The sequence below is a fragment of the Roseivirga sp. genome, assembly GCF_034669765.1.
Classification (GTDB): domain Bacteria; phylum Bacteroidota; class Bacteroidia; order Cytophagales; family Cyclobacteriaceae; genus Roseivirga.
The window spans coordinates 116,670-136,280 of the sequence record NZ_JAXMOQ010000009.1; the positions used below are offsets into that span (position 1 = coordinate 116,670).

Sequence of the window (19,611 nt, forward strand, 5' to 3'; positions counted from 1 at the left end):
TATTTTTGCCACAAATTTAAACCCGCTGTAATGAGTGTTTTAGTTAATAAAGATTCTAAAATTATTGTTCAAGGATTTACCGGTTCTGAAGGTACTTTCCACGCTGAACAAATGATTGAATATGGTACAAATGTAGTTGGTGGTGTTACTCCGAATAAAGGAGGTCAACTTCACTTAGGCAAACCTGTGTTTAATACTGTTGAAGATGCAGTGACTTCGACAGGTGCGGACGTTTCCATTATTTTTGTTCCACCAGCTTTTGCAGCTGATGCTATTATGGAAGCTGCTGACGCTGGAATCTCTGTGATCATCACTATTACTGAAGGAATTCCTGTAAAGGACATGGTAATGGCCAAGGAATATATCAAAAGCAGAAATGTCACTTTGATTGGCCCTAACTGTCCGGGTGTAATTACCCCGGGTGAAGCTAAAGTAGGCATCATGCCAGGCTTTATTTTCAAAAAGGGAAGAATAGGTTTGGTTTCTAAATCTGGTACTTTAACCTACGAAGCCGCTGACCAATTAGTGAAAGCTGGTTTAGGAATTTCTACTGCAATTGGAATTGGTGGTGACCCAATTATTGGAACCCCAACTAAAGAAGCGGTAGAGCTTTTAATGAACGATCCAGAGACTGATGCCATCGTTATGATTGGTGAAATTGGAGGTAACTACGAAGCGCTAGCGGCTGAGTACATCAAATCTACTGGTAACAAAAAACCTGTAGTTGGATTTATTGCTGGCCAAACAGCTCCTCCAGGAAGAAGAATGGGCCACGCTGGTGCAATCATTGGTGGAGCTGAAGATACTGCAGAAGCCAAAATGAAAATCATGGCAGAGTGCGGTATTGTTGTAGTAAACTCTCCAGCTGATATTGGAGCTACAATGGCTGAGCTATTGAAAGGTTAATAAAGTATAAGTTTTAGAAAAAAATATAAAGCCTCAGAGATGAGGCTTTTTCATGTCTTATTGAGGAGAAGAAAGTTGATTCAAGGCGATCCAAGCCATCAAACCAATTCCGAGCTCAATCGCATCTTCATCAATATTGAATTTAGGCGTATGCACCCCCAAAGTGGTTCCTTTTTCTGGATTACCTGTCCCTAAACGGTAGAAACAAGAAGGAACAACATGCGAGTAGTAAGCAAAGTCTTCAGCGCCCATCCATAAATCCAAGTCCACAATGTTCTCTGCTCCTAGATATAAGGTCGCTGCGGCACGGGCAGATTGCGTTGTTAGAGGATCATTGGTCAAGAAAGGATAGCCAACATCAATTAGCACATCACAACTCCCTCCCATTGCCTCTGCAAGTCCTTCAGCAATACTTCTGATTTTTTTATGTGCTTCAAAACGCCATTCCTCGTCTAAAGCCCTAAAAGTCCCTCCGATTTTAACTTCGTCTGGAATGATATTCTGGGCATGTCCTCCTTCTATTTGCCCGAAAGAAAGCACAGTTGGCTTTTTAGGGTCGGCATTTCTGCTTACTACTTGCTGAAGCGCGACAATTATATGAGAAGCAATTAGAATTGGATCAATCACTTTATCTGGAAGCGCGGCATGACCACCTTTGCCTTTTACAGTCAGGTATATTTCATCGGCACTGGCCATGTACTGCCCCTCTCTAAAACCAACCTTTCCAGTTGGAATATAGGGCATCACATGCTGTCCAAACATAGAGTTAGGTTTTGGATTTTCCAGCGCTCCATCTTTGATCATTAAAGATGCACCACCGGGGTTCTTTTCTTCACCAGGCTGAAAGACAAGTTTCACCGTTCCTTCAAATTGATCTTTAAGCTGCACCAAAATGCGCGCAGCGCCTAAGAGACATGAAGTATGTACATCATGACCACAGGCGTGCATTACACCAACATTCTTTGATTTGTAAGGGATATCGCTAAGTTCTGTGATCGGCAAAGCGTCCATGTCGCCACGCAAAGCCACGGTTCTTGATGTAGGGTTCTTGCCTTCAATTAATGCAGTAAGTCCAGTTCCGGCCACACCTTCTTTCGGTTCTATTCCTAATTTTCGTAACTCAGAGGCTACGTATTTTGCGGTTTCAAATTCCTTGAAAGACAATTCAGGATTGGCATGAATATGCCTGCGAATATTGACAGTGTCTTCTGCATATTGAGAAGCCAATTTCTTTACTTTATTCAGCAAACTCATTTTGCAAGTTTGAATTGTTCTGGAACAACAGTAGCGGCTGGGTAATACTTTCTTATTTTTTCATACAAAGGTTGCGCCTCTATCTGCTGATAGAATTCTCCAATCTTCACAAAATAGGTCGGTAATTTATACTGAATTTGGGCGTCCATTGCTGGAAGAATATCAAAAAGACGGTTTCTTACTCTACCAGCCTCCACTTGATTTGTTCCTGAATACACCATGATGGTATAACCAGAAAGCGTTGCCAACTTATTATTCCTTGAAGCAATAGAGTCCATCACCACATTCATTTTATTCGATATTTCATATGACGAACGAATGGCTTGGTTGTTCACCGTTTGCACAGTATCAATCGAAGTTGATTTGGTTTCTATTGTTGGTCGATACTTCGACAAATCATCAGAATAGCTCAAGTCAACATCATCTCCCTCCATATCCTTTTTAGGAATGGCTTGATTGGTACATCCAACCGACAGTAGAAGAACCGCCAAAAGCAGTATATGTGAAACAAACTTATTCATTAATTACCACGCATTTATTGCTCAGAATATCCTCTTCGACTTGCTTAAACTTAACGTCAGTTTTGATCGTTCCGTCTTGGTACTGAACATTTACTCGGTCATTTCTTCCATAAATCTTTTCAGACTTAATCGGAGCAATTTTTTCAACCGGAGGTCTGTTTCTAGTATCCTGCCTTCCAGCCAAAGCAGATTTAGATTCTTCTTTGCTTTCATTCAGCTTTTGCTGACTTCCTCGGCTTCTTGCCTCTTGCACTCTATCAGGTGCCTGTTGAGGAATATCGGCTTTGGTAAGGAAGGAAATAGTTTCTTCGTTTACTTTAGAAAGGAACGCTTTGAACAATTGGAAGGCTTCAAATTTATAGATCAAAAGTGGATCTTTTTGCTCATAAACAGCATTCTGCACCGATTGTTTCAAGTCATCCATGTCACGCAAGTGCTCTTTCCATGTTTGGTCAATTACAGCTAATGTAATCGATTTCTCCATGGCTTTGATCAACTCAGCGTTATCAGTTTCTATTGTTTTATTCAGGTTTACAGCTACTCCAATTTGTCTTTTCCCATCCATAAATGGAAGAAGGATATTTTCAACTGTTGCACCCTTTTCTTGCTGAATATGCTTCAACAATGGCAATGTTTTTTCTGCTATCGACTTGTTCTTTCTATTATAGTCTGCATAAACCTCTTCGTAAAGATCGTTAATGAGTGTGTTCACATCTGATTGAGTGTATTGGTCATGGTTAATTCTTGTATCCATACCCAAAGTACCTATACAACTCAGCTTAAAGCCATCAAAATCGTTGGTCGGTTTTGTATTGTTGATGATGTCTTCGCAAGTATCGTACATCATGTTCATGATATCTAACTGCAAACGCTCACCCATCAAAGCATTCTTTCTTCGCTCGTAGATTACAGAACGCTGTTGGTTCATGATATCATCGTACTCCAAAAGTCGCTTTCTCGTACCAAAGTTATTTTCTTCAACTTTACGTTGTGCTCTTTCAATAGATTTGGAAATCATGGAGTGCTGAATCATTTCACCTTCCTTCAAACCCATTCTATCCATTAGCTTGGCCACTCTGTCCGAGCCAAAAAGCCTCATCAAGTTGTCTTCTAATGAAACAAAGAATTGAGAAGAACCCGCATCTCCTTGACGACCCGCTCTACCTCTCAACTGACGGTCAACACGTCTTGATTCGTGTCTTTCTGTACCAATAATGGCAAGACCACCAGCAGCCTTAGATTCTGGCGCCAGCTTAATATCCGTTCCACGACCAGCCATGTTAGTAGCAATGGTAACAGTTCCCGGTCTACCGGCCACAGCCACTACATCCGCTTCTCTAGCATGTTGTTTCGCGTTCAATACTTGGTGCTCAATCTTTTTAAGATGAAGCATTCTGCTCAAAACTTCAGAAATTTCTACAGAAGTAGTACCTACAAGTACTGGTCTTCCTTCGGCAGTAAGCTCAACAATCTCATCGACTACGGCATTAAATTTCTCTCTTACCGTTTTATATACTTTATCTTCTCTATCATCTCTAGCAATTGGTCGGTTGGTAGGAATGACCACCGTATCCAGTTTATAGATTTCCCAAAACTCTCCTGCTTCTGTTTCTGCAGTACCCGTCATACCCGCCAACTTGTGGTACATTCTGAAGTAGTTCTGCAAAGTAATAGTAGCATAGGTTTGTGTGGCGTCTTCCACCTTCACATTTTCCTTTGCTTCAATGGCTTGGTGCAGTCCGTCAGAATATCTACGGCCGTCCATTACCCTACCGGTTTGCTCGTCTACAATTTTCACTTTACCACCTTCAAGGATATATTCCGTATCCTTTTCAAACATGGTATAAGCTTTCAGTAGTTGGTTTACCGTATGAATTCTTTGGCCTTTTACAGAATAATCTTGAATGGCTTCTTCTTTTTGTTTGAGTTTATCCTCATCACTTAAAGTGTCATCCTTCTCCATTCTGGCTACTACTTCGCCAATATCAGTCATGATAAAGAAGGTCGGATCTTCTCCTTCTCCAGTAATTAAGTCCGTTCCTTTTTCTGTGAGATTTACTGCGTTCGTCTTTTCATCAATAGTAAAGTAAAGCGGTTCATCTGCCTTAGGCATATTCTTTTGGTTGTCTTGCAGATAGAAATTTTCTGTTTTCTGCATCACCATCTTCATTCCTGTTTCACTGAGGAATTTAATCAATGGCTTATACTTCGGCAGACCACGGAAAGCTCTAAATAAAGCCAATCCACCTTCGTCTTCGTTGCCTTCTTTGATTAGTCTTTTAGCATCGTTCAGGTACTGAGAACAAAGCTTCTTTTGAGCGTCTACCAATTTAGTAACACGCGGCTTTAATTCATGAAACTCGTGCTCATCTCCTTTAGGGATAGGCCCAGAAATGATCAATGGAGTTCTAGCTTCATCAATTAATACTGAATCGACTTCATCGACCATGGCATAATGGTGCTTGCGCTGCACAAGTTCTTTGGCTTCTCGGGCCATGTTGTCACGCAGGTAATCGAAGCCAAATTCATTATTGGTTCCGTAAGTAATATCAGAACGATAGGCTTGTCTTCTTTCTTCAGAGTTAGGTTGGTGCTTATCGATACAGTCAATGGTAAGACCATGGAACTGGAATAGCGGTGCCATCCACTCAGAATCTCGTTTTGCTAAGTAGTCGTTCACAGTAATAACATGCACGCCTCTTTCTGCCAAAGCATTCAGGTAAGCTGGTAGTGTAGCCACAAGGGTTTTACCTTCACCAGTAGCCATCTCAGCAATTTTACCTTGGTGCAATACAATTCCACCAATCAACTGAACATCGTAGTGAAGCATTTCCCAAGTCACCTCAGTGCCTGCTGCTAACCATTTGTTCTTCCAAATCGCGGTATCGCCAACAATTTCTACTTGAGGCCCTATGGCTGCTATTTGCCTATCGTGCAAAGTGGCTTGCACTTCAAGTTTACCTACTTCTTTTAACCTTCTTGCCGTTTCCTTTACTACTGCAAAAGCATCGGGAAGCACGTCCATAAGCACTTTCTCAAGTTCTTCATCACGCCTCTCCTCTAGCTTATCTATTTCCTCAAAAATGCTTTCTTTTTGAGCGATTTCGAGACCTTCCTCACTATCAACTCTATGATGAAGCGCTTCAAGCTCACTATCAATTTCTTTTAGGAAGTCTTTAATCCTCCCTTTAATTTCTTGGGTCTTCCCCCTCAAAGCCTCATCAGAGATGTTGCTCAATTCGGCATACGCTTTGTTAATCAGGTCAACATAAGGCTTTACCTCTTTTATATCGCGATCTGACTTTGATCCAAAAACCTTTGCCAGCCCCTTTGTTAAAAAACTCATACTGTATTTTTAATATGGTCTAAAGTTAATTTCTTGTATAGAAAAAGTAAACATAAGCTTGATTTATATTCACAGCTCAATTACTCCTTCAAATACTTTTTCAGCAGGACCTATTAAATAGATGTCCTTAAAAATGTTATCCTCTTGGTTAAAAGAAACTTGAAGTTCTCCACCAACTGCATTAAGCCTGATTGGAGATTCGGCACCCTTAAGCGCGAAAGACAAAGCCGCAGCGGTACAACCAGTACCACAAGACAAAGTCTCGTTTTCAACCCCTCTCTCATACGTCCTAATAGCAAGTGAGTTGTTAGGGCATTCTTCAATAAAATTGACATTCACCCCTTCTTCTTTAAAGCGATCTGAATAACGAATCTCTCTTCCCGTTTGCACTACATCTATATCGTGTGCATTAGGGATATACTTTATGTAATGAGGAGAACCCGTATTAATCAAAAAGTCGTCTCCGATCAATTCGTGTTCAGCAACATCATTCATTAGCAAATGAACATCTCCTTCTGCTATAAAAGCTTCATGAGGCCCATCGATCGCTAAAAACTCAGTATCATCTTGAATAATACCCAAACTTCTGGCAAACATCACAGCACAACGGCTTCCGTTACCACATAAACTCTGTGATCCATCAGGATTATAGTAGATCATTTCGAAGTCGAGCTCAGGGTGATTCTCAATAAGAATGACACCATCTGCCCCAATACCAAACCTACGATCGCACAATGTTGCAATAAGCAGAAGGTCGGATTTGTCAAATTTTAAATCACGATTGTCGATCATCACGAAATCGTTGCCAGTACCTTGATATTTATGAAATTGAATCACCTTGAATACTTATTTGGTGGGCAAAGGAACAATAAATGCGCCTCAATTAAAAAAGTGACATATTGGCGCAGAAAAAAGTTCAGGCATAAAAAAAACCTCCAAATGGAGGTTTTAAATTCTTTCTAAAGGAATGACTATTTAGCCAATTTCTCTTTAATTCTAGCAGCCTTACCATGTCTACCTCTTAAGTAGAATAATTTAGCTCTTCTTACTTTACCTTTTCTAAGCACTTCGATTTTATCGACATTTGGTGAAAGAAGTGGAAACACTCTTTCAACACCAACACCGTTAGAAATTTTTCTTACAGTGAAAGTCTCACCGTTCGTGCCAGAATTTTTTCTTTGAATTACAGTTCCTTGGAACTGCTGAATTCTCTCTTTACCACCTTCTTTAATCTTTACGTGCACGTTGATAGTGTCACCTGGATTGAACTGTGGCATCGAAGTTCTTACTTCGTTGTTTTCTTGTTCTATAAATTTGATAAGATCACTCATGATTTCTATCTCTAACAGCCTCGTCTAAAATCGGACTGCAAATATATGGAAAATGTTTTTGTAACAAGCAGGCTGTCAATAATTTTTTATTCATCTAGCATTCCAGGTCGCCTTGCCCTAGTTCGCGCTACGGATTTTTCATACCTCCACTCTTCAATCTTGGCCTGATGGCCTGACAAAAGCACTTCTGGCACTTCCATTCCCTTATACTCTGCTGGCCGTGTATAGACTGGCGGAGCCACTAAATCATCCTGAAAAGAGTCGGTCAAAGCTGAGGTTTCATCAGACAGTACCCCGGGAAGCAATCTAATAATAGAATCTGCTACCACAGCTGCCGCTAACTCACCTCCAGAAAGCACATAATCTCCAATACTGATTTCTCTAGTAATGAAATGCTCTCTTACTCTTTCGTCTACTCCCTTATAATGACCACACAGTAAAATAAGATTCCCTTTTAAGGAAAGCTCATTCGCCATACCTTGATTGAGCAGCTCCCCATCAGGAGTCATGTAAATGACTTCATCATAGTCTCGCTCAGACTTTAGCTTGGAAATACATAGGTCAATCGGTTCAATCATCATTACCATGCCAGCACCTCCACCATAAGCATAATCGTCAAGTTGACGTTGCTTGCTGGTTGAGAATTCACGCAGGTCATGCACCACCACTTCCGCCAGGCCTTTATCCTGCGCTCTTTTTAAAATAGAGTGCGAAAAAGGACTATCTAGTAATCGTGGCAGCAATGTGATGATGTCTATCCTCATGATTAATCTTCTAAGTAAACATCCACCAAGCCTTCGGGAATAAACATATGAATTTGATTATTCTCTTTGTCTATTTCCTTTACCAACTCATCTGTGAGCGGAATCAAAACTTCCTTAGAGGTTTTATGCTTTACCGACAGCAAGGTTTGCGGACCAGCCTCAAACACATTCTCCACCTCACCCACCGAATCACCCGTGTTGACATCGATTAAATCGAAACCCACTAGCTCATGGAAGTAGAAATCTCCTTCTTCACGTTCAGGCAAAGTAGATAAAGGCAAATAAAGCGCACAACCCTTTAAGGTCTGTGCCAGCTCTAGAGAGTTGGTGTCTTCAAAAGCGATAATGGCTTTATCTCCATTTAAGGAGACGGCTGTAATAAAAAAAGGAACCAGTTGTTGCCCTTGTTGGACAAAAACTGATTCCAATGTTTTATATTCCTCAGGATAGTCCACGTCTAACAAGACTTGAACCTCACCCTTTAAGCCGTGCGGTTTAACGATATACCCTAATTGGTAACAATCTTCAACCGTCATGACCGAATAGATTAATCTTCTTTTTTCTCTTCAGCAGCAGGTGCTTCTTCAACAGCTGGAGCTTCTTCAGCTACAGGTGCAGCAGGTGCTTCTTCAGCCACTGGAGCAACTTCTACTTCCGTGCTAGCTTCTGGAGCAGCTTCCTCTTCAGGAGCTTCTTCAACAGCAGGTGCATTAGCAGCTTCCGCCTCAGCTTTTCTAGCAGCAATAGCTTCAGCTCTAGCAGTGTTCACTTTAGCTTCTGCTTCTAACTTCGCTTTCTTAGCGTCATCTTTTGCTTTTGCTAATTGCTCCACTTTACCAGTGATCTGAGATTCTTTACCGTCTAACCAAGCTTGATATTTTTTATCAGCTTCTTCTTGAGTGATCGCTCCTTTGATCACACCAATTTGAAGGTGTTTTCTTAAAAGAACTCCTCGGTAAGAAAGCATTGCCTTTACAGTATCTGTAGGCTGCGCTCCATCCATAACCCACTTAAACGCCTTCTCATTATCAATTTTGATAGTAGCTGGGTCTGTGTTTGGGTTATAAATACCAATTTTTTCAATAAAGCGACCATCACGTGGTGCTCTTGCGTCTGCGATAACTACATCGTAAATCGCTTGTTTCTTGCGACCTCTACGGGCCAATCTGATTTTTACTGCCATTTAACTTTTAAAGTTTAGCGAGGATCACGTCCTCTAATCTTTGAGATCACGTCTCAAAAATGGACTGCAAATGTACGGGTAATATTTTAATAATAAAACGATTCAAAAAGACTGACTTATAAAAGAATAGATCAACCTTATTCCACTTGCTTCTCGAGCCACTCCCAATCAGAACCATCTTCGGCATTCATAAAAGTAACTTTTGCTTTTCCATCCTTATCAATTTCTAACAATGAAGGGTACATATGAGAAAGCCCATGGTCTAATGCAACAGACAACTCTATAAACCCTATTTCAGAAGTGTCCTCTTCGCCTAACACTTTAAGCCTAACCCTGATTCCTTTTTTCGAACCGTAATTGGTGAAAACATATTTAATTAGGGGTGAATTATAGCGAGGCAACATGAAATCATAGGACTTCTTCACACAGTTTGAGCAGCCATTTTGAGGGATTACCAGCACAAATCTTTCATCATTCAATGTTATCGAAGCCTCCTCAAACAAAGGTTTGTAGTCAATTTCCAATTTACGCTTACAACTCTGCAAACCGAGAAGCATCACAAAACAATAGATAATTACTCGCTTCATTTTTTTAACCCTATTATTGAAATGCCCATTATATCCTCACCCTTTAAGCTGTGTTGCGGGCCGCAAAGCCCATCTGGAGTTACGAAAATTCCTCTATCAAACAAAACCTCCCCTCCTGGGATTATCCCATCTGCAATTTTGTGGAATTCAGAATCATAAATGGTTACAGAGTATTGAACTGGATCATAAACCTCCTCTCCTGCCAAACGCCTCTTATAAGTATCTTTCCCTTGTTCAACCATACCAATTCGATAATATTGATCGAGGTAAGGATTGTATATCACACCATAGTACCAAGCACTACTAGAACCAATTGATTGGACATCTATGTTGTTAGGATCATACGTTACCCGTCTTTTTCTCTTTAGAAAATGGAAATCACCAATAGCTTCACTTTTACCATCAAGTTTCTCTGTACTATTACCCCGAATTCTGTACACATTATGATCTAAAGGATAGCTCACAATCAAATCTCCATTTTTTGTGTTTTCAGCAACCCTACTGTTGTAAAAATAATAGAAGTTATTCCATACAGTGGTCTGAAGGTCTATGTTTTGATAAGGTAATGGATCAGCTAAATAGTTAAAAGTATCTGTATCCATATTCAGTTTAATAATAGGAGCCATGGTATTTTGTGACCCCTGATCAGATATCTCTAAACCGATGTAGACAAAAGGAGGCCTGACCACTAGGCTTCCAAAAAGAGTGGACGCTTTAGGGTAACGCATCTTACTATAATCATCACTTGAATAATGAAAGTTATTGAGCTTTTCACCTTCTGAGTTCATAAGAGACATACTGAAGTTCGTTCCCCTGCTCAGCACAAAAATAGAATCCCTATTGTGGTAATAGAAATAGTAGGGGTCTGGCCCTATATCATCCGGCCCCTGTTTTGCAAATTGGGTTTGTCCTACCCCTTTACCTGTTTTAGCATCAAAGTACTTAATGGCCTTGGTCAGTCTATTAAAATAAGCGATTGCTTTTCTATCCTCACAATACTGAAATGAGCTCCCCATTGAATTTGGGGGAGCTGTTTCGTTATCCAAGGCAAGGTTTAACTCACTTATCACAGCGACTTGAGATTTTTGGGCCAACCCAGACAGGCTCCATAAAAACAACGATGTAATAAAGACAGACTTAATTGCTTTTAGCATCCCTAATCACCTATCTATAAACAGGCACCATTGCATTACCCAAACAATCAAATGTAACACCTGGAGCCCCATGTGGAACATCCAAGTCACACCACATTACAGTAGCTTCATTGCCTTCAGGATCACCATCAATAACCTTAATTCCCATATTCGTACAGACACCTCCATTTTCTGTCTCAGGAACTGTCATGCACCACATCTCAATAGGTACACGAAACATTGTGGCCATTGCCGTAACACTCACAAATGTGAGGGCTAAAATCACTTTCATTCTTGTTTTCATAATTTCTGTTTTAATAATCTAAATCTAAAAGCTCAAAAATCATTTCATCTTCATTGTTACCTAAGGGCTTTAAAACCCAAAGTCCCTCAGGCCCCACAAACACGCCTGATCTGAACATATAATCCTTAACCATATAAGTCTTCTCCGAAAGAATATTGAAGTCTTCATCGAGCACCATGACCGAATGAAGCCTAGGGGGCAACCTTGACCTCACCCCACTTTTATATTCTTTATACACCTTTTCCGTATAGGGTATGCGGGCTACCCTATAATACAGCGATCGGTAGGGGTCGTAATGCAATTCAAGGTACTGCCCTGACAGCCTCAAAACATTAAGACCTTGCTCTGTAACTTGGCTTGGCGCTAGTTCCTTTGAAGGACGGCTCATTAACTTAAACTCATCAAAATACTTAGTCTTTACAGGGATTTTCCTCATTGAACGGAATCCGTCATCAGAAACATATACAGAATGGTCCAAGGGATAGCTCAATACAAGTGCTCCCCGCTTATCATTATATACTATATCCCCCTGTATAATCTGCATGATATTTATTATCCGTTCATACATCCCCGAATTATATTGTTTCGGCTCGTCTAGCACCTTGACCTCCTTTGATCTAAGATCAATCTCTACCAAAGGTGAATAATCCAGCAATGGCTCTTTCATAAGAATTGTTTTGAGCGCATAAATCTTATGATTCTGAACCACCATATTACTAGGGCCATCGGCTAATATTCCGTTAACCATTTCTTCCCCAGTCTTATTCTTTGCTATTGTCTCGTATTTACTCAAAACCCTTCCCTCTCCGTTAATCAGAGATATCTGATAATTGAAAAAATTGGAATACACTAAAATTGAATCCTTTGAAATCAACTGAAAAGTATAGGGTTCTGGACCAACAAAATCTGGCCCATTTTTACCCAATGGTATTGATCTCAATGTTTCACCTGTCTTATAATCAAAAACTTTGATTTCACGTGAGATAGAATTCAAGTAAAATAACTCGTTGTCAAGATATTTATACACCCCCTCACTAGCTGCATCTGGCGTGGTTGTCACGTTATCCAACAATAATGTGAGCTTTTTGCTTTGAGCCACACCACCATTAACAATCATCAGCTGTTGAACTACAGCAATTATAACAACAGTGAAATATCGCATACTTAATTATTACTGTAATCTCCTTGAGTATCAGCATGTAAATTCCCATTCCCTGCACAAGGCCCAGAATTTGCCCCATAAGTACCAACTGGCATACATCTAGATGTATCAACATCGCCCTGGAATTCAATATGGGTTTCCCCATTTATAACACAAACACCCCCTTGCGGTACTTCACCACCTCCAACGTAAACCCCAGAGTATATACAATAAGTCCATACATCAGGGCGATAATTAAAAGCAAACAGACTAACTGTTAAAACAAGCCCCATCCCCATAATTAAAAATTTCTTTTTCATAATTATTCTTGATAAAAGTAAAACATGAGTTAAACGTAAATACAAAATTTCAAAAATCAAAAGTTTATATAAAAATTATATTTTGCATTATATCTATTTTATCAAAATTAAATAATGTATTAAAGCATATATATTATATGTAAAGAATAATTAACTACTTGAGAAAAGGACAAGTACTTTCAACACATCATCCGGTAATTCAAAATGGCGAACTACTTCCCAAAGAAGATATCTACCCCCACAAACACAACCCTAAGCTCCCAAATACGATTAAGAACAAAAATCGCTTCTCGAAACATAAAAACAAACATATTCATATAACCGCATAAACGGTTTTTAATAACTAAGCTAAAGGGCTACCTTTGGTACTCATAAGAGGCAAACACCTGTTCATGGATAATTATTCTTATTTAAGCAATGCAGATCCTAAGGCTTTAGAAGCTCTTTATCAGCAATTCAAAAATGACCCCAACAGTATTGATGAGGGTTGGAAAAAATTCTTCGAAGGTTTTGAGTTCGCTCAAACAGAGTATTCAATGCTACCAAACGGTGAAGCTGCGGGCACTGCTCAAGGGACTACTGGTAGTCATACTGTTTCAGACAAAGAGGTTCAGGTAAGAAACCTGATTCACGCTTACAGAACTAGAGCGCACCTAAGATCTAAAACCAATCCCGTTAGGGAACGAAAAGACAGAAAGCCAATTCTTGATTTAGCTGACTTCAATCTAAACGAAGCGGATTTAGACACTCAGTTTATTTCTGGTGAAGAATTGGGAATTGGTAAAGCGCCTTTAAGAAAAATTATTGAAACGCTTAAATACATATATGAAGGAACTGTCGGTTTCGAGTACATGTACGTTCGCGACCCTGAAAAGCTGAAGTGGCTCAGAGAAAAAATTGAAAAAGATGCGCTTTCATTTAAGCCATCTCACGCACAACGTGAAAGAATTTTAAGCAAACTCAACGAGGCAGTAGTTTTCGAGAATTTCCTTCACACCAAATATTTGGGTCAGAAGAGATTTTCATTGGAAGGTGGCGAAACTACCATTGCCGCTTTGGATGCCATTATTAATAAGGGTGCCGAACTTGGTGTTAAAGAAGTAATGATTGGAATGGCCCACCGTGGTCGGTTGAATGTTCTGGCCAATATCATGGGGAAAACCTATGAGCAAATCTTTAGCGAATTTGAAGGCAACTCTACACCAGACCTTACCATGGGTGATGGTGACGTTAAATATCATATGGGCTTTTCAAGTCAGATTACTGCGGTAAATGGCGAAAAAGTGGAGCTTAAACTAGCTCCTAACCCTTCTCACTTAGAAGCTGTAAATCCGGTGGTTGAAGGGTTTGTAAGGGCCAAAGGTGACGAAGAGTACAATAGAGATCGCACTAAAATATTACCCATACTTATTCATGGTGATGCAGCCGTTGCCGCGCAAGGTGTTGTATACGAAGTGACTCAAATGAGTAACCTTGAAGGTTATAACACAGGCGGAACCATCCATTTTGTAATTAACAACCAAGTTGGTTTTACTACCGATTTTGACGATGCCCGTTCTAGTATCTATTGTACCGATGTAGCTAAAATCATTGACGCACCTGTACTTCACGTAAATGGAGATGATCCTGAAGCAGTAGTCTTCTGTGTTCAGTTTGCGACAGAGTACAGACAGAAATTTGGTGACGATATTTTCGTGGACATGGTTTGCTACCGTAGACATGGCCACAACGAAAGTGATGAACCAAAGTTCACACAACCTTCTTTGTACAACCTTATTTCAAAACACCCGAACCCACGCGAGGTGTATAACAAACAGTTGATCGAAAAAGGAGAGATCGAAGGCGCTTTGGCCAAGAAATTAGACAAAGAATTCAGAAGCCTGCTTCAAGACCGATTGAATTTGGTAAAGCAAAAACCACTTCCATATATATACCAACCTTTGGAAGAAGAGTGGAGAAACTTAAGAAGATCTACTCCTGAAGATTTTGAACAATCCCCAGAAACTGGAATTTCAAGTGATACACTGAAGAAAGTAGCAGATGCTTTAACTACCATTCCAAAAGGATTCAAGCCTTTAAAGCAAATAGAAAAACAACTCAAACAGCGTAAAGACATGTTCTTTAAAGAGAAGTCTTTGAACTGGGCGGCAGGTGAACTTTTAGCTTATGGCTCACTATTGTTGAATGGTAAAAAAGTACGCTTAACGGGTCAGGATGTGCAAAGAGGAACGTTTTCACATAGACATGCCGTGTTACACGATGCCAGTACCAACGAAGCATACAACAGCTTGAATCATATTGGTGCTGATAACAAATTCGAAATTTATAATTCACTCCTTTCTGAATTTGGAGTTATGGGCTTTGAGTTTGGATACGCTATGGCAAACCCGAATTCACTTACTTTATGGGAAGGCCAATTCGGTGATTTCGCGAACGGTGCCCAAGTAATGGTAGATCAGTTCATTTCATGTTCTGAAACCAAATGGCAACGTATGAATGGATTGGTACTTCTTCTACCTCATGGTTATGAAGGCCAAGGGCCAGAGCATTCTAATGCGAGACCTGAACGTTACTTACAACTGAGTGCCGAATACAATATGGTGGTTGCCAACATTACCACGCCTGCCAACTTCTTCCATGCATTGAGAAGACAGTTGACATGGGAATTCAGAAAGCCATTGGTAATCATGTCTCCAAAATCTTTATTACGTCACCCTAAGGTGGTTTCTCCAGTAGAGGACTTTACTTCAGGTCGTTTTAGAGAAGTAATTGGCGATGATTATGTAACTGCTAAGTCAGTAAAGCGCGTGCTACTTTGTTCTGGAAAAATCTATTACGATTTACTCGAGCGCCAAGAAGCTGAAAAGCGTAAAGATGTGGCCATCGTTAGGGTAGAGCAAATTCAGCCGTTCCCAACCACACAGGTAAACTCAATCCTAAGCCAATACAAAGGAGCAGAAGTTTTCTGGGTACAAGAAGAGCCAGAAAACATGGGTTACTGGTCGTTTGTATTAAGGGCTTATAAAGATGTAGCCCTTACCTTAATATCTCGAAAAGCGAGTGCTTCGCCTGCTACAGGTTATGCCAAAGTACACGCTGCCGAACAACAAAAATTAGTCGATCAAGCTTTCGCAAAAAATTAAGAAATCATGAGTCTTGAAATCAAAGTACCTACCGTTGGAGAGTCAATAACCGAGGTTACAATTGCCCAATGGTTCAAAAAAGAAGGTGAGTCTGTGGAAATGGACGAAGTAATTTGTGAGCTTGAATCAGACAAAGCCACATTTGAACTGAATGCCGAAGCCGCAGGTAAATTACACATTATTGCCCAAGAAGGCGACACGCTAGAAATTGGCGCTACCATCTGTGAAATTGATACAGATGCCGCTGGAAGCAGTGCTCCTGCTCCAGAAAAGGATTCGGCCAAAGAAGCTCCAAAAGCTGAAGCTAGCGAAAGTGCTGGACCAAAACCTACTGGTGAAACCAAGGAAATGATTGTGCCTACTGTTGGCGAATCGATTACCGAGGTTACTATTTCTAGCTGGTTGAAAAACACTGGCGATTACGTAGAGCTTGACGAAATTATTGCCGAAGTAGATTCAGATAAAGCAACTTTTGAATTACCAGCCGAAGCATCAGGTATTCTTACCGTGATTGCTGAAGAAGGTGACACCATCGAGATTGGCGCTACAATTTGTAAAATTGAAGTGACTGAAGGAAGCGCTCCTAGCAAATCAGAAGCAAAAAGCACTTCAGATTCAAGCTCAGCTTCGCAGTCTTCTTCTCAAGACAAAACTTACGCCACAGGCCATGCCTCTCCGGCAGCTGCCAAAATTTTAGCTGAAAAAGGAATCGATCCTAAATCAGTAAAAGGCACTGGCGTAGACGGTAGAATCACCAAAGAAGATGCTGAAAGTGCTCAAAAATCGGCACCAGCGCCTAAGGCAGCGGAAAGCAAAAAAGAAGATTCGGCTCCAGCGATTAGTGTTCCAGGCGGACGCAATGAAAGCAGAGAGCGCATGTCAGCTTTAAGAAAAACAGTAGCGAAGCGTTTGGTTTCAGTGAAAAACGAAACTGCCATGCTCACTACTTTCAACGAAGTGAACATGAAACCTATCATGGACATTCGTAAGAAATACAAAGAGTCATTCAAAGCCAAGCATGATATTGGTCTAGGCTTTATGTCATTCTTTACCAAAGCGGTAACCATGGCCGCCAAAGATTGGCCAGCAGTAAATGCTCAGATCGATGGTAACGAAATCATTTATCACGATTTCGTGGATGTTTCTATTGCTGTATCAGCGCCAAAAGGCTTGATGGTTCCAGTAATCAGAAATGCCGAAAGCATGACCTTCGACCAAATTGAAAAAGAAGTGATGAGGTTGGCCTTGAAGGCAAGAGATGGTAAACTTACCATTGAAGAAATGACTGGAGGAACCTTCACCATTACCAACGGAGGTGTTTTCGGTTCTATGCTTTCAACACCAATTATTAACTCGCCACAGTCGGCTATTTTGGGAATGCACAATATTGTTGAGCGTCCAATGGCAGTAAATGGTCAGGTTGAAATTCTTCCAATCATGTACTTAGCGCTTTCTTACGACCACAGAATTGTGGACGGTAGAGAGTCAGTAAGCTTCTTGGTAAGGGTAAAAGAATTGCTCGAAGATCCAACCCGATTATTACTTGGCGTCTAATCTCAATACTAGGTACTCACTACTAAAATATTAGAAAATGAAATACGATGTAACAGTGATTGGTTCGGGTCCGGGTGGTTATGTAGCGGCTATTCGTTGCGCACAACTGGGAATGAAAACGGCCATCATCGAAAAATACGATACATTAGGTGGTACTTGCTTAAACGTAGGTTGTATTCCTTCAAAAGCATTGCTCGATTCTTCAGAACATTATCATAACGCAGCGCACACCTTCAAAACGCACGGCATTGAATTAGACAACCTTCAGGTAAATCTAAAGCAAATGATCGATCGTAAAGCGGGTGTTGTCACCGATAACGTCAACGGAATCGCCTTCTTAATGAAGAAGAATAAGATTGACGTTCACACTGGTGTTGGTTCTTTCATAGATAAAAACAACATCAAGGTTACCGATAAAGACGGTAAAGAAACCAAGCTTGAAACTGACAAAGTAATTATTGCTACAGGTTCAAAACCTTCTTCGCTTCCTTTCATCAAAATTGATAAAAAGCGTGTAATCACTTCTACCGAAGCCTTAGAGCTTAAAGAAGTACCAAAGCACTTGATCGTTATTGGTGGTGGTGTAATTGGAATGGAGTTAGGTTCGGTGTATGCCCGTTTGGGTGCCGAAGTATCTGTGGTAGAATACATGGATTCGCTTATCCCAACCATGGACAGCACTATGGGACGCGAGTTGAAGAAGTCTTTGAAAAAACTCGGTTTCAGCTTCTACCTAGGCCATAAAGTAACCGAAGTAAAAGGTACAGCTAAAAACGTAACCGTTAAAGCTGAAAACAGCAAAGGTGAAACTGTTGAATTGAATGCAGATTACTGTTTAGTTTCAATTGGAAGAAAGCCTTACACTGAAGGTTTAGGCTTAGAAAACATTGGTATTACGCCAGATGATCGCGGCAGAATTGAGGTTGACGAGCATTTAAAAACCAAAGTGGATAACGTTTATGCCATTGGTGATGTAATCAAAGGCGCCATGTTAGCCCATAAGGCTGAAGAGGAAGGTACTTTCGTAGCGGAAACCATCATGGGGCAAAAACCACACATCAATTACAATTTGATTCCAGGAGTTGTATATACTTGGCCAGAAGTAGCTGCCGTAGGTTATACCGAAGAGCAATTGAAAGAAAAAGGAGTTGAATACAAAACTGGTTCTTTCCCTTTCAAAGCCTCAGGTCGTGCTAGAGCTTCAATGGACACTGACGGTTTAGTAAAAGTATTGGCTGATAAGAATACAGATGAAATTCTTGGTGTACATATGATTGGCCCAAGAACAGCCGATATGATTGCGGAAGCTGTAGTTGCGATGGAGTTTAGGGCCAGTGCTGAAGACATTGCAAGAATGTCTCATGCGCATCCAACCTATACGGAAGCATTCAAAGAGGCTTGTTTAGCCGCAACCGACAATAGAGCGTTGCATATCTAAACACAACCTAATAATATAAAATAAGAGAAGGCCGTCAAATGATGGCCTTCTCTATTTACAAATCTAAAATCTTAAGTGTTCTAGCTTAATTCGATTTCCTTGTTCCTTGAACTGGGAATGAGTCAGCACCCATATTTACGTATCCAGCCATACTGTCTCCATCAAAAGAGCCTTCAATACCTGCCGTAGTACCCATTACATCAATTGAGCCAGAAAAAGCTTTTCCTACCACAGTGAATCCAGAAACATTAAGTGTGCCGAATTGGTCTGTTTCCATTACAGCTGCATAAAGACCATTATCTCCAGTAATTCGCATAATGCCATAACTATCAGTGTCAGGTGTTTGCACGCTATAGTCCCAAACGCCTCTTGGGTCATAGGCTTTTTCCTTGGCTTTCTTCTCAACCTTACCAGAATCTAATGCAACCGTCTTATTAGCTGTACAGCCCACAATAGATATGGCCAAGACCAAGCCCAGCGAAAGTGTTAAAATTGATTTTAAGTTTTTCATAGTGTTGTTTTGTTAGCATAGAATATTGATCTGAATTTAAACTTTTTTTCCCTGCAATTGGGCCAAAACTTCCATAAAGTCATTCACAGATGCCAAATATCAGAATTAGCCTCTTCTGGGTTTTGATTATAAGTTTTACGCCATAACTTTGTGCCAATTTACACCCTAGTAAAAC

The 19,611-nt window shown here is 40.5% G+C and carries 18 protein-coding genes; 4 read left to right on the forward strand and 14 right to left on the reverse strand.

The window, feature by feature from the left end:
* The first annotated feature begins 30 nt into the window (after positions 1 to 30).
* Complete coding sequence (gene sucD / locus VOI17_RS16560) at positions 31 to 906, forward strand: succinate--CoA ligase subunit alpha (RefSeq protein ID WP_323758341.1); 876 nt, start codon at positions 31 to 33, stop codon at positions 904 to 906.
* Between the two features lie 57 nt (positions 907 to 963).
* On the opposite strand, the gene VOI17_RS16565 is transcribed toward sucD, so the two are convergent.
* The 13 genes from VOI17_RS16565 to VOI17_RS16625 all read right to left on the reverse strand — a co-directional run bounded on the left by VOI17_RS16565 (position 964) and on the right by VOI17_RS16625 (position 12,790).
* On the reverse strand, positions 964 to 2,160 hold the full coding sequence (locus VOI17_RS16565) for a M20 family metallopeptidase (RefSeq protein WP_323758342.1): 1,197 nt from the start codon (positions 2,158 to 2,160) through the stop codon (positions 964 to 966).
* A complete protein-coding gene (locus VOI17_RS16570) occupies positions 2,157 to 2,681 on the reverse strand; it encodes a hypothetical protein (protein ID WP_323758343.1) in 525 nt (174 codons plus the stop codon). Before VOI17_RS16570 ends, VOI17_RS16565 begins: the two co-directional genes overlap by 4 nt.
* A complete protein-coding gene (gene secA, locus VOI17_RS16575) occupies positions 2,674 to 6,027 on the reverse strand; it encodes a preprotein translocase subunit SecA (protein ID WP_323758344.1) in 3,354 nt (1,117 codons plus the stop codon). Before secA ends, VOI17_RS16570 begins: the two co-directional genes overlap by 8 nt.
* Positions 6,028 to 6,096: 69 nt before the next feature.
* Entirely contained in the window at positions 6,097 to 6,864 is a 768-nt protein-coding gene (gene dapF / locus VOI17_RS16580; RefSeq protein WP_323758345.1) for a diaminopimelate epimerase, read from the reverse strand.
* A gap of 134 nt (positions 6,865 to 6,998) precedes the next feature.
* Positions 6,999 to 7,358 carry a 50S ribosomal protein L19 gene (rplS, locus tag VOI17_RS16585; protein WP_323758346.1) on the reverse strand — a complete coding sequence of 120 codons (360 nt, stop codon included), beginning with the start codon at positions 7,356 to 7,358 and terminating at the stop codon, positions 6,999 to 7,001.
* 86 nt (positions 7,359 to 7,444) lie between these two features.
* Positions 7,445 to 8,122: a tRNA (guanosine(37)-N1)-methyltransferase TrmD gene (trmD, locus tag VOI17_RS16590; protein WP_323758347.1), complete on the reverse strand. Its 678-nt coding sequence runs from the start codon at positions 8,120 to 8,122 to the stop codon at positions 7,445 to 7,447.
* 2 nt (positions 8,123 to 8,124) lie between these two features.
* A complete protein-coding gene (gene rimM, locus VOI17_RS16595; protein WP_323758348.1) occupies positions 8,125 to 8,658 on the reverse strand; it encodes a ribosome maturation factor RimM in 534 nt (177 codons plus the stop codon).
* A gap of 11 nt (positions 8,659 to 8,669) precedes the next feature.
* A complete protein-coding gene (locus VOI17_RS16600; protein WP_323758349.1) occupies positions 8,670 to 9,305 on the reverse strand; it encodes a 30S ribosomal protein S16 in 636 nt (211 codons plus the stop codon).
* Positions 9,306 to 9,442: 137 nt separating this feature from the next.
* Positions 9,443 to 9,892: a hypothetical protein gene (locus VOI17_RS16605; protein WP_323758350.1), complete on the reverse strand. Its 450-nt coding sequence runs from the start codon at positions 9,890 to 9,892 to the stop codon at positions 9,443 to 9,445.
* Complete coding sequence (locus VOI17_RS16610; protein WP_323758351.1) at positions 9,889 to 11,046, reverse strand: DUF4221 family protein; 1,158 nt, start codon at positions 11,044 to 11,046, stop codon at positions 9,889 to 9,891. The genes VOI17_RS16605 and VOI17_RS16610 overlap by 4 nt, the downstream gene beginning before the upstream one ends.
* Positions 11,047 to 11,056: 10 nt before the next feature.
* Complete coding sequence (locus VOI17_RS16615) at positions 11,057 to 11,329, reverse strand: hypothetical protein (protein ID WP_323758352.1); 273 nt, start codon at positions 11,327 to 11,329, stop codon at positions 11,057 to 11,059.
* 10 nt (positions 11,330 to 11,339) lie between these two features.
* Complete coding sequence (locus VOI17_RS16620) at positions 11,340 to 12,491, reverse strand: DUF4221 family protein (protein WP_068418634.1); 1,152 nt, start codon at positions 12,489 to 12,491, stop codon at positions 11,340 to 11,342.
* A 2-nt stretch (positions 12,492 to 12,493) separates the two neighbouring features.
* A complete protein-coding gene (locus VOI17_RS16625; protein WP_068418631.1) occupies positions 12,494 to 12,790 on the reverse strand; it encodes a hypothetical protein in 297 nt (98 codons plus the stop codon).
* A gap of 392 nt (positions 12,791 to 13,182) precedes the next feature.
* On the opposite strand from VOI17_RS16625, the gene VOI17_RS16630 reads away from it, so the two are divergent.
* From VOI17_RS16630 to lpdA, 3 genes are read left to right on the forward strand one after another with little or no spacing between them, the layout of a single operon-like run.
* Complete coding sequence (locus VOI17_RS16630; protein WP_323758353.1) at positions 13,183 to 15,933, forward strand: 2-oxoglutarate dehydrogenase E1 component; 2,751 nt, start codon at positions 13,183 to 13,185, stop codon at positions 15,931 to 15,933.
* A gap of 6 nt (positions 15,934 to 15,939) precedes the next feature.
* On the forward strand, positions 15,940 to 17,487 hold the full coding sequence (gene odhB / locus VOI17_RS16635) for a 2-oxoglutarate dehydrogenase complex dihydrolipoyllysine-residue succinyltransferase (protein ID WP_323758354.1): 1,548 nt from the start codon (positions 15,940 to 15,942) through the stop codon (positions 17,485 to 17,487).
* A gap of 37 nt (positions 17,488 to 17,524) precedes the next feature.
* The gene (gene lpdA, locus VOI17_RS16640; protein ID WP_323758355.1) at positions 17,525 to 18,925 is read left to right on the forward strand and encodes a dihydrolipoyl dehydrogenase; all 1,401 of its coding nucleotides are present in this window, start codon (positions 17,525 to 17,527) and stop codon (positions 18,923 to 18,925) included.
* An 85-nt stretch (positions 18,926 to 19,010) separates the two neighbouring features.
* Here the strand turns inward: lpdA and VOI17_RS16645 are convergent, their stop codons facing one another.
* Positions 19,011 to 19,436: a hypothetical protein gene (locus tag VOI17_RS16645; protein ID WP_323758356.1), complete on the reverse strand. Its 426-nt coding sequence runs from the start codon at positions 19,434 to 19,436 to the stop codon at positions 19,011 to 19,013.
* Between the last annotated feature and the right edge of the window lie 175 nt (positions 19,437 to 19,611).

Coding starts and splice junctions, on each gene's coding strand:
- VOI17_RS16630 (WP_323758353.1), top strand. CDS start 13,183: ATGGATAATTATTCTTATTTAAGCAATGCAGATCCTAAGGCTTTAGAA.
- VOI17_RS16645 (WP_323758356.1), bottom strand. CDS start 19,436: ATGAAAAACTTAAAATCAATTTTAACACTTTCGCTGGGCTTGGTCTTG.
- lpdA (WP_323758355.1), top strand. CDS start 17,525: ATGAAATACGATGTAACAGTGATTGGTTCGGGTCCGGGTGGTTATGTA.
- rimM (WP_323758348.1), bottom strand. CDS start 8,658: ATGACGGTTGAAGATTGTTACCAATTAGGGTATATCGTTAAACCGCAC.
- VOI17_RS16605 (WP_323758350.1), bottom strand. CDS start 9,892: ATGAAGCGAGTAATTATCTATTGTTTTGTGATGCTTCTCGGTTTGCAG.
- VOI17_RS16620 (WP_068418634.1), bottom strand. CDS start 12,491: ATGCGATATTTCACTGTTGTTATAATTGCTGTAGTTCAACAGCTGATG.
- secA (WP_323758344.1), bottom strand. CDS start 6,027: ATGAGTTTTTTAACAAAGGGGCTGGCAAAGGTTTTTGGATCAAAGTCA.
- sucD (WP_323758341.1), top strand. CDS start 31: ATGAGTGTTTTAGTTAATAAAGATTCTAAAATTATTGTTCAAGGATTT.
- VOI17_RS16610 (WP_323758351.1), bottom strand. CDS start 11,046: ATGCTAAAAGCAATTAAGTCTGTCTTTATTACATCGTTGTTTTTATGG.
- VOI17_RS16615 (WP_323758352.1), bottom strand. CDS start 11,329: ATGAAAACAAGAATGAAAGTGATTTTAGCCCTCACATTTGTGAGTGTT.
- VOI17_RS16570 (WP_323758343.1), bottom strand. CDS start 2,681: ATGAATAAGTTTGTTTCACATATACTGCTTTTGGCGGTTCTTCTACTG.
- odhB (WP_323758354.1), top strand. CDS start 15,940: ATGAGTCTTGAAATCAAAGTACCTACCGTTGGAGAGTCAATAACCGAG.
- VOI17_RS16600 (WP_323758349.1), bottom strand. CDS start 9,305: ATGGCAGTAAAAATCAGATTGGCCCGTAGAGGTCGCAAGAAACAAGCG.
- rplS (WP_323758346.1), bottom strand. CDS start 7,358: ATGAGTGATCTTATCAAATTTATAGAACAAGAAAACAACGAAGTAAGA.
- VOI17_RS16565 (WP_323758342.1), bottom strand. CDS start 2,160: ATGAGTTTGCTGAATAAAGTAAAGAAATTGGCTTCTCAATATGCAGAA.
- trmD (WP_323758347.1), bottom strand. CDS start 8,122: ATGAGGATAGACATCATCACATTGCTGCCACGATTACTAGATAGTCCT.
- VOI17_RS16625 (WP_068418631.1), bottom strand. CDS start 12,790: ATGAAAAAGAAATTTTTAATTATGGGGATGGGGCTTGTTTTAACAGTT.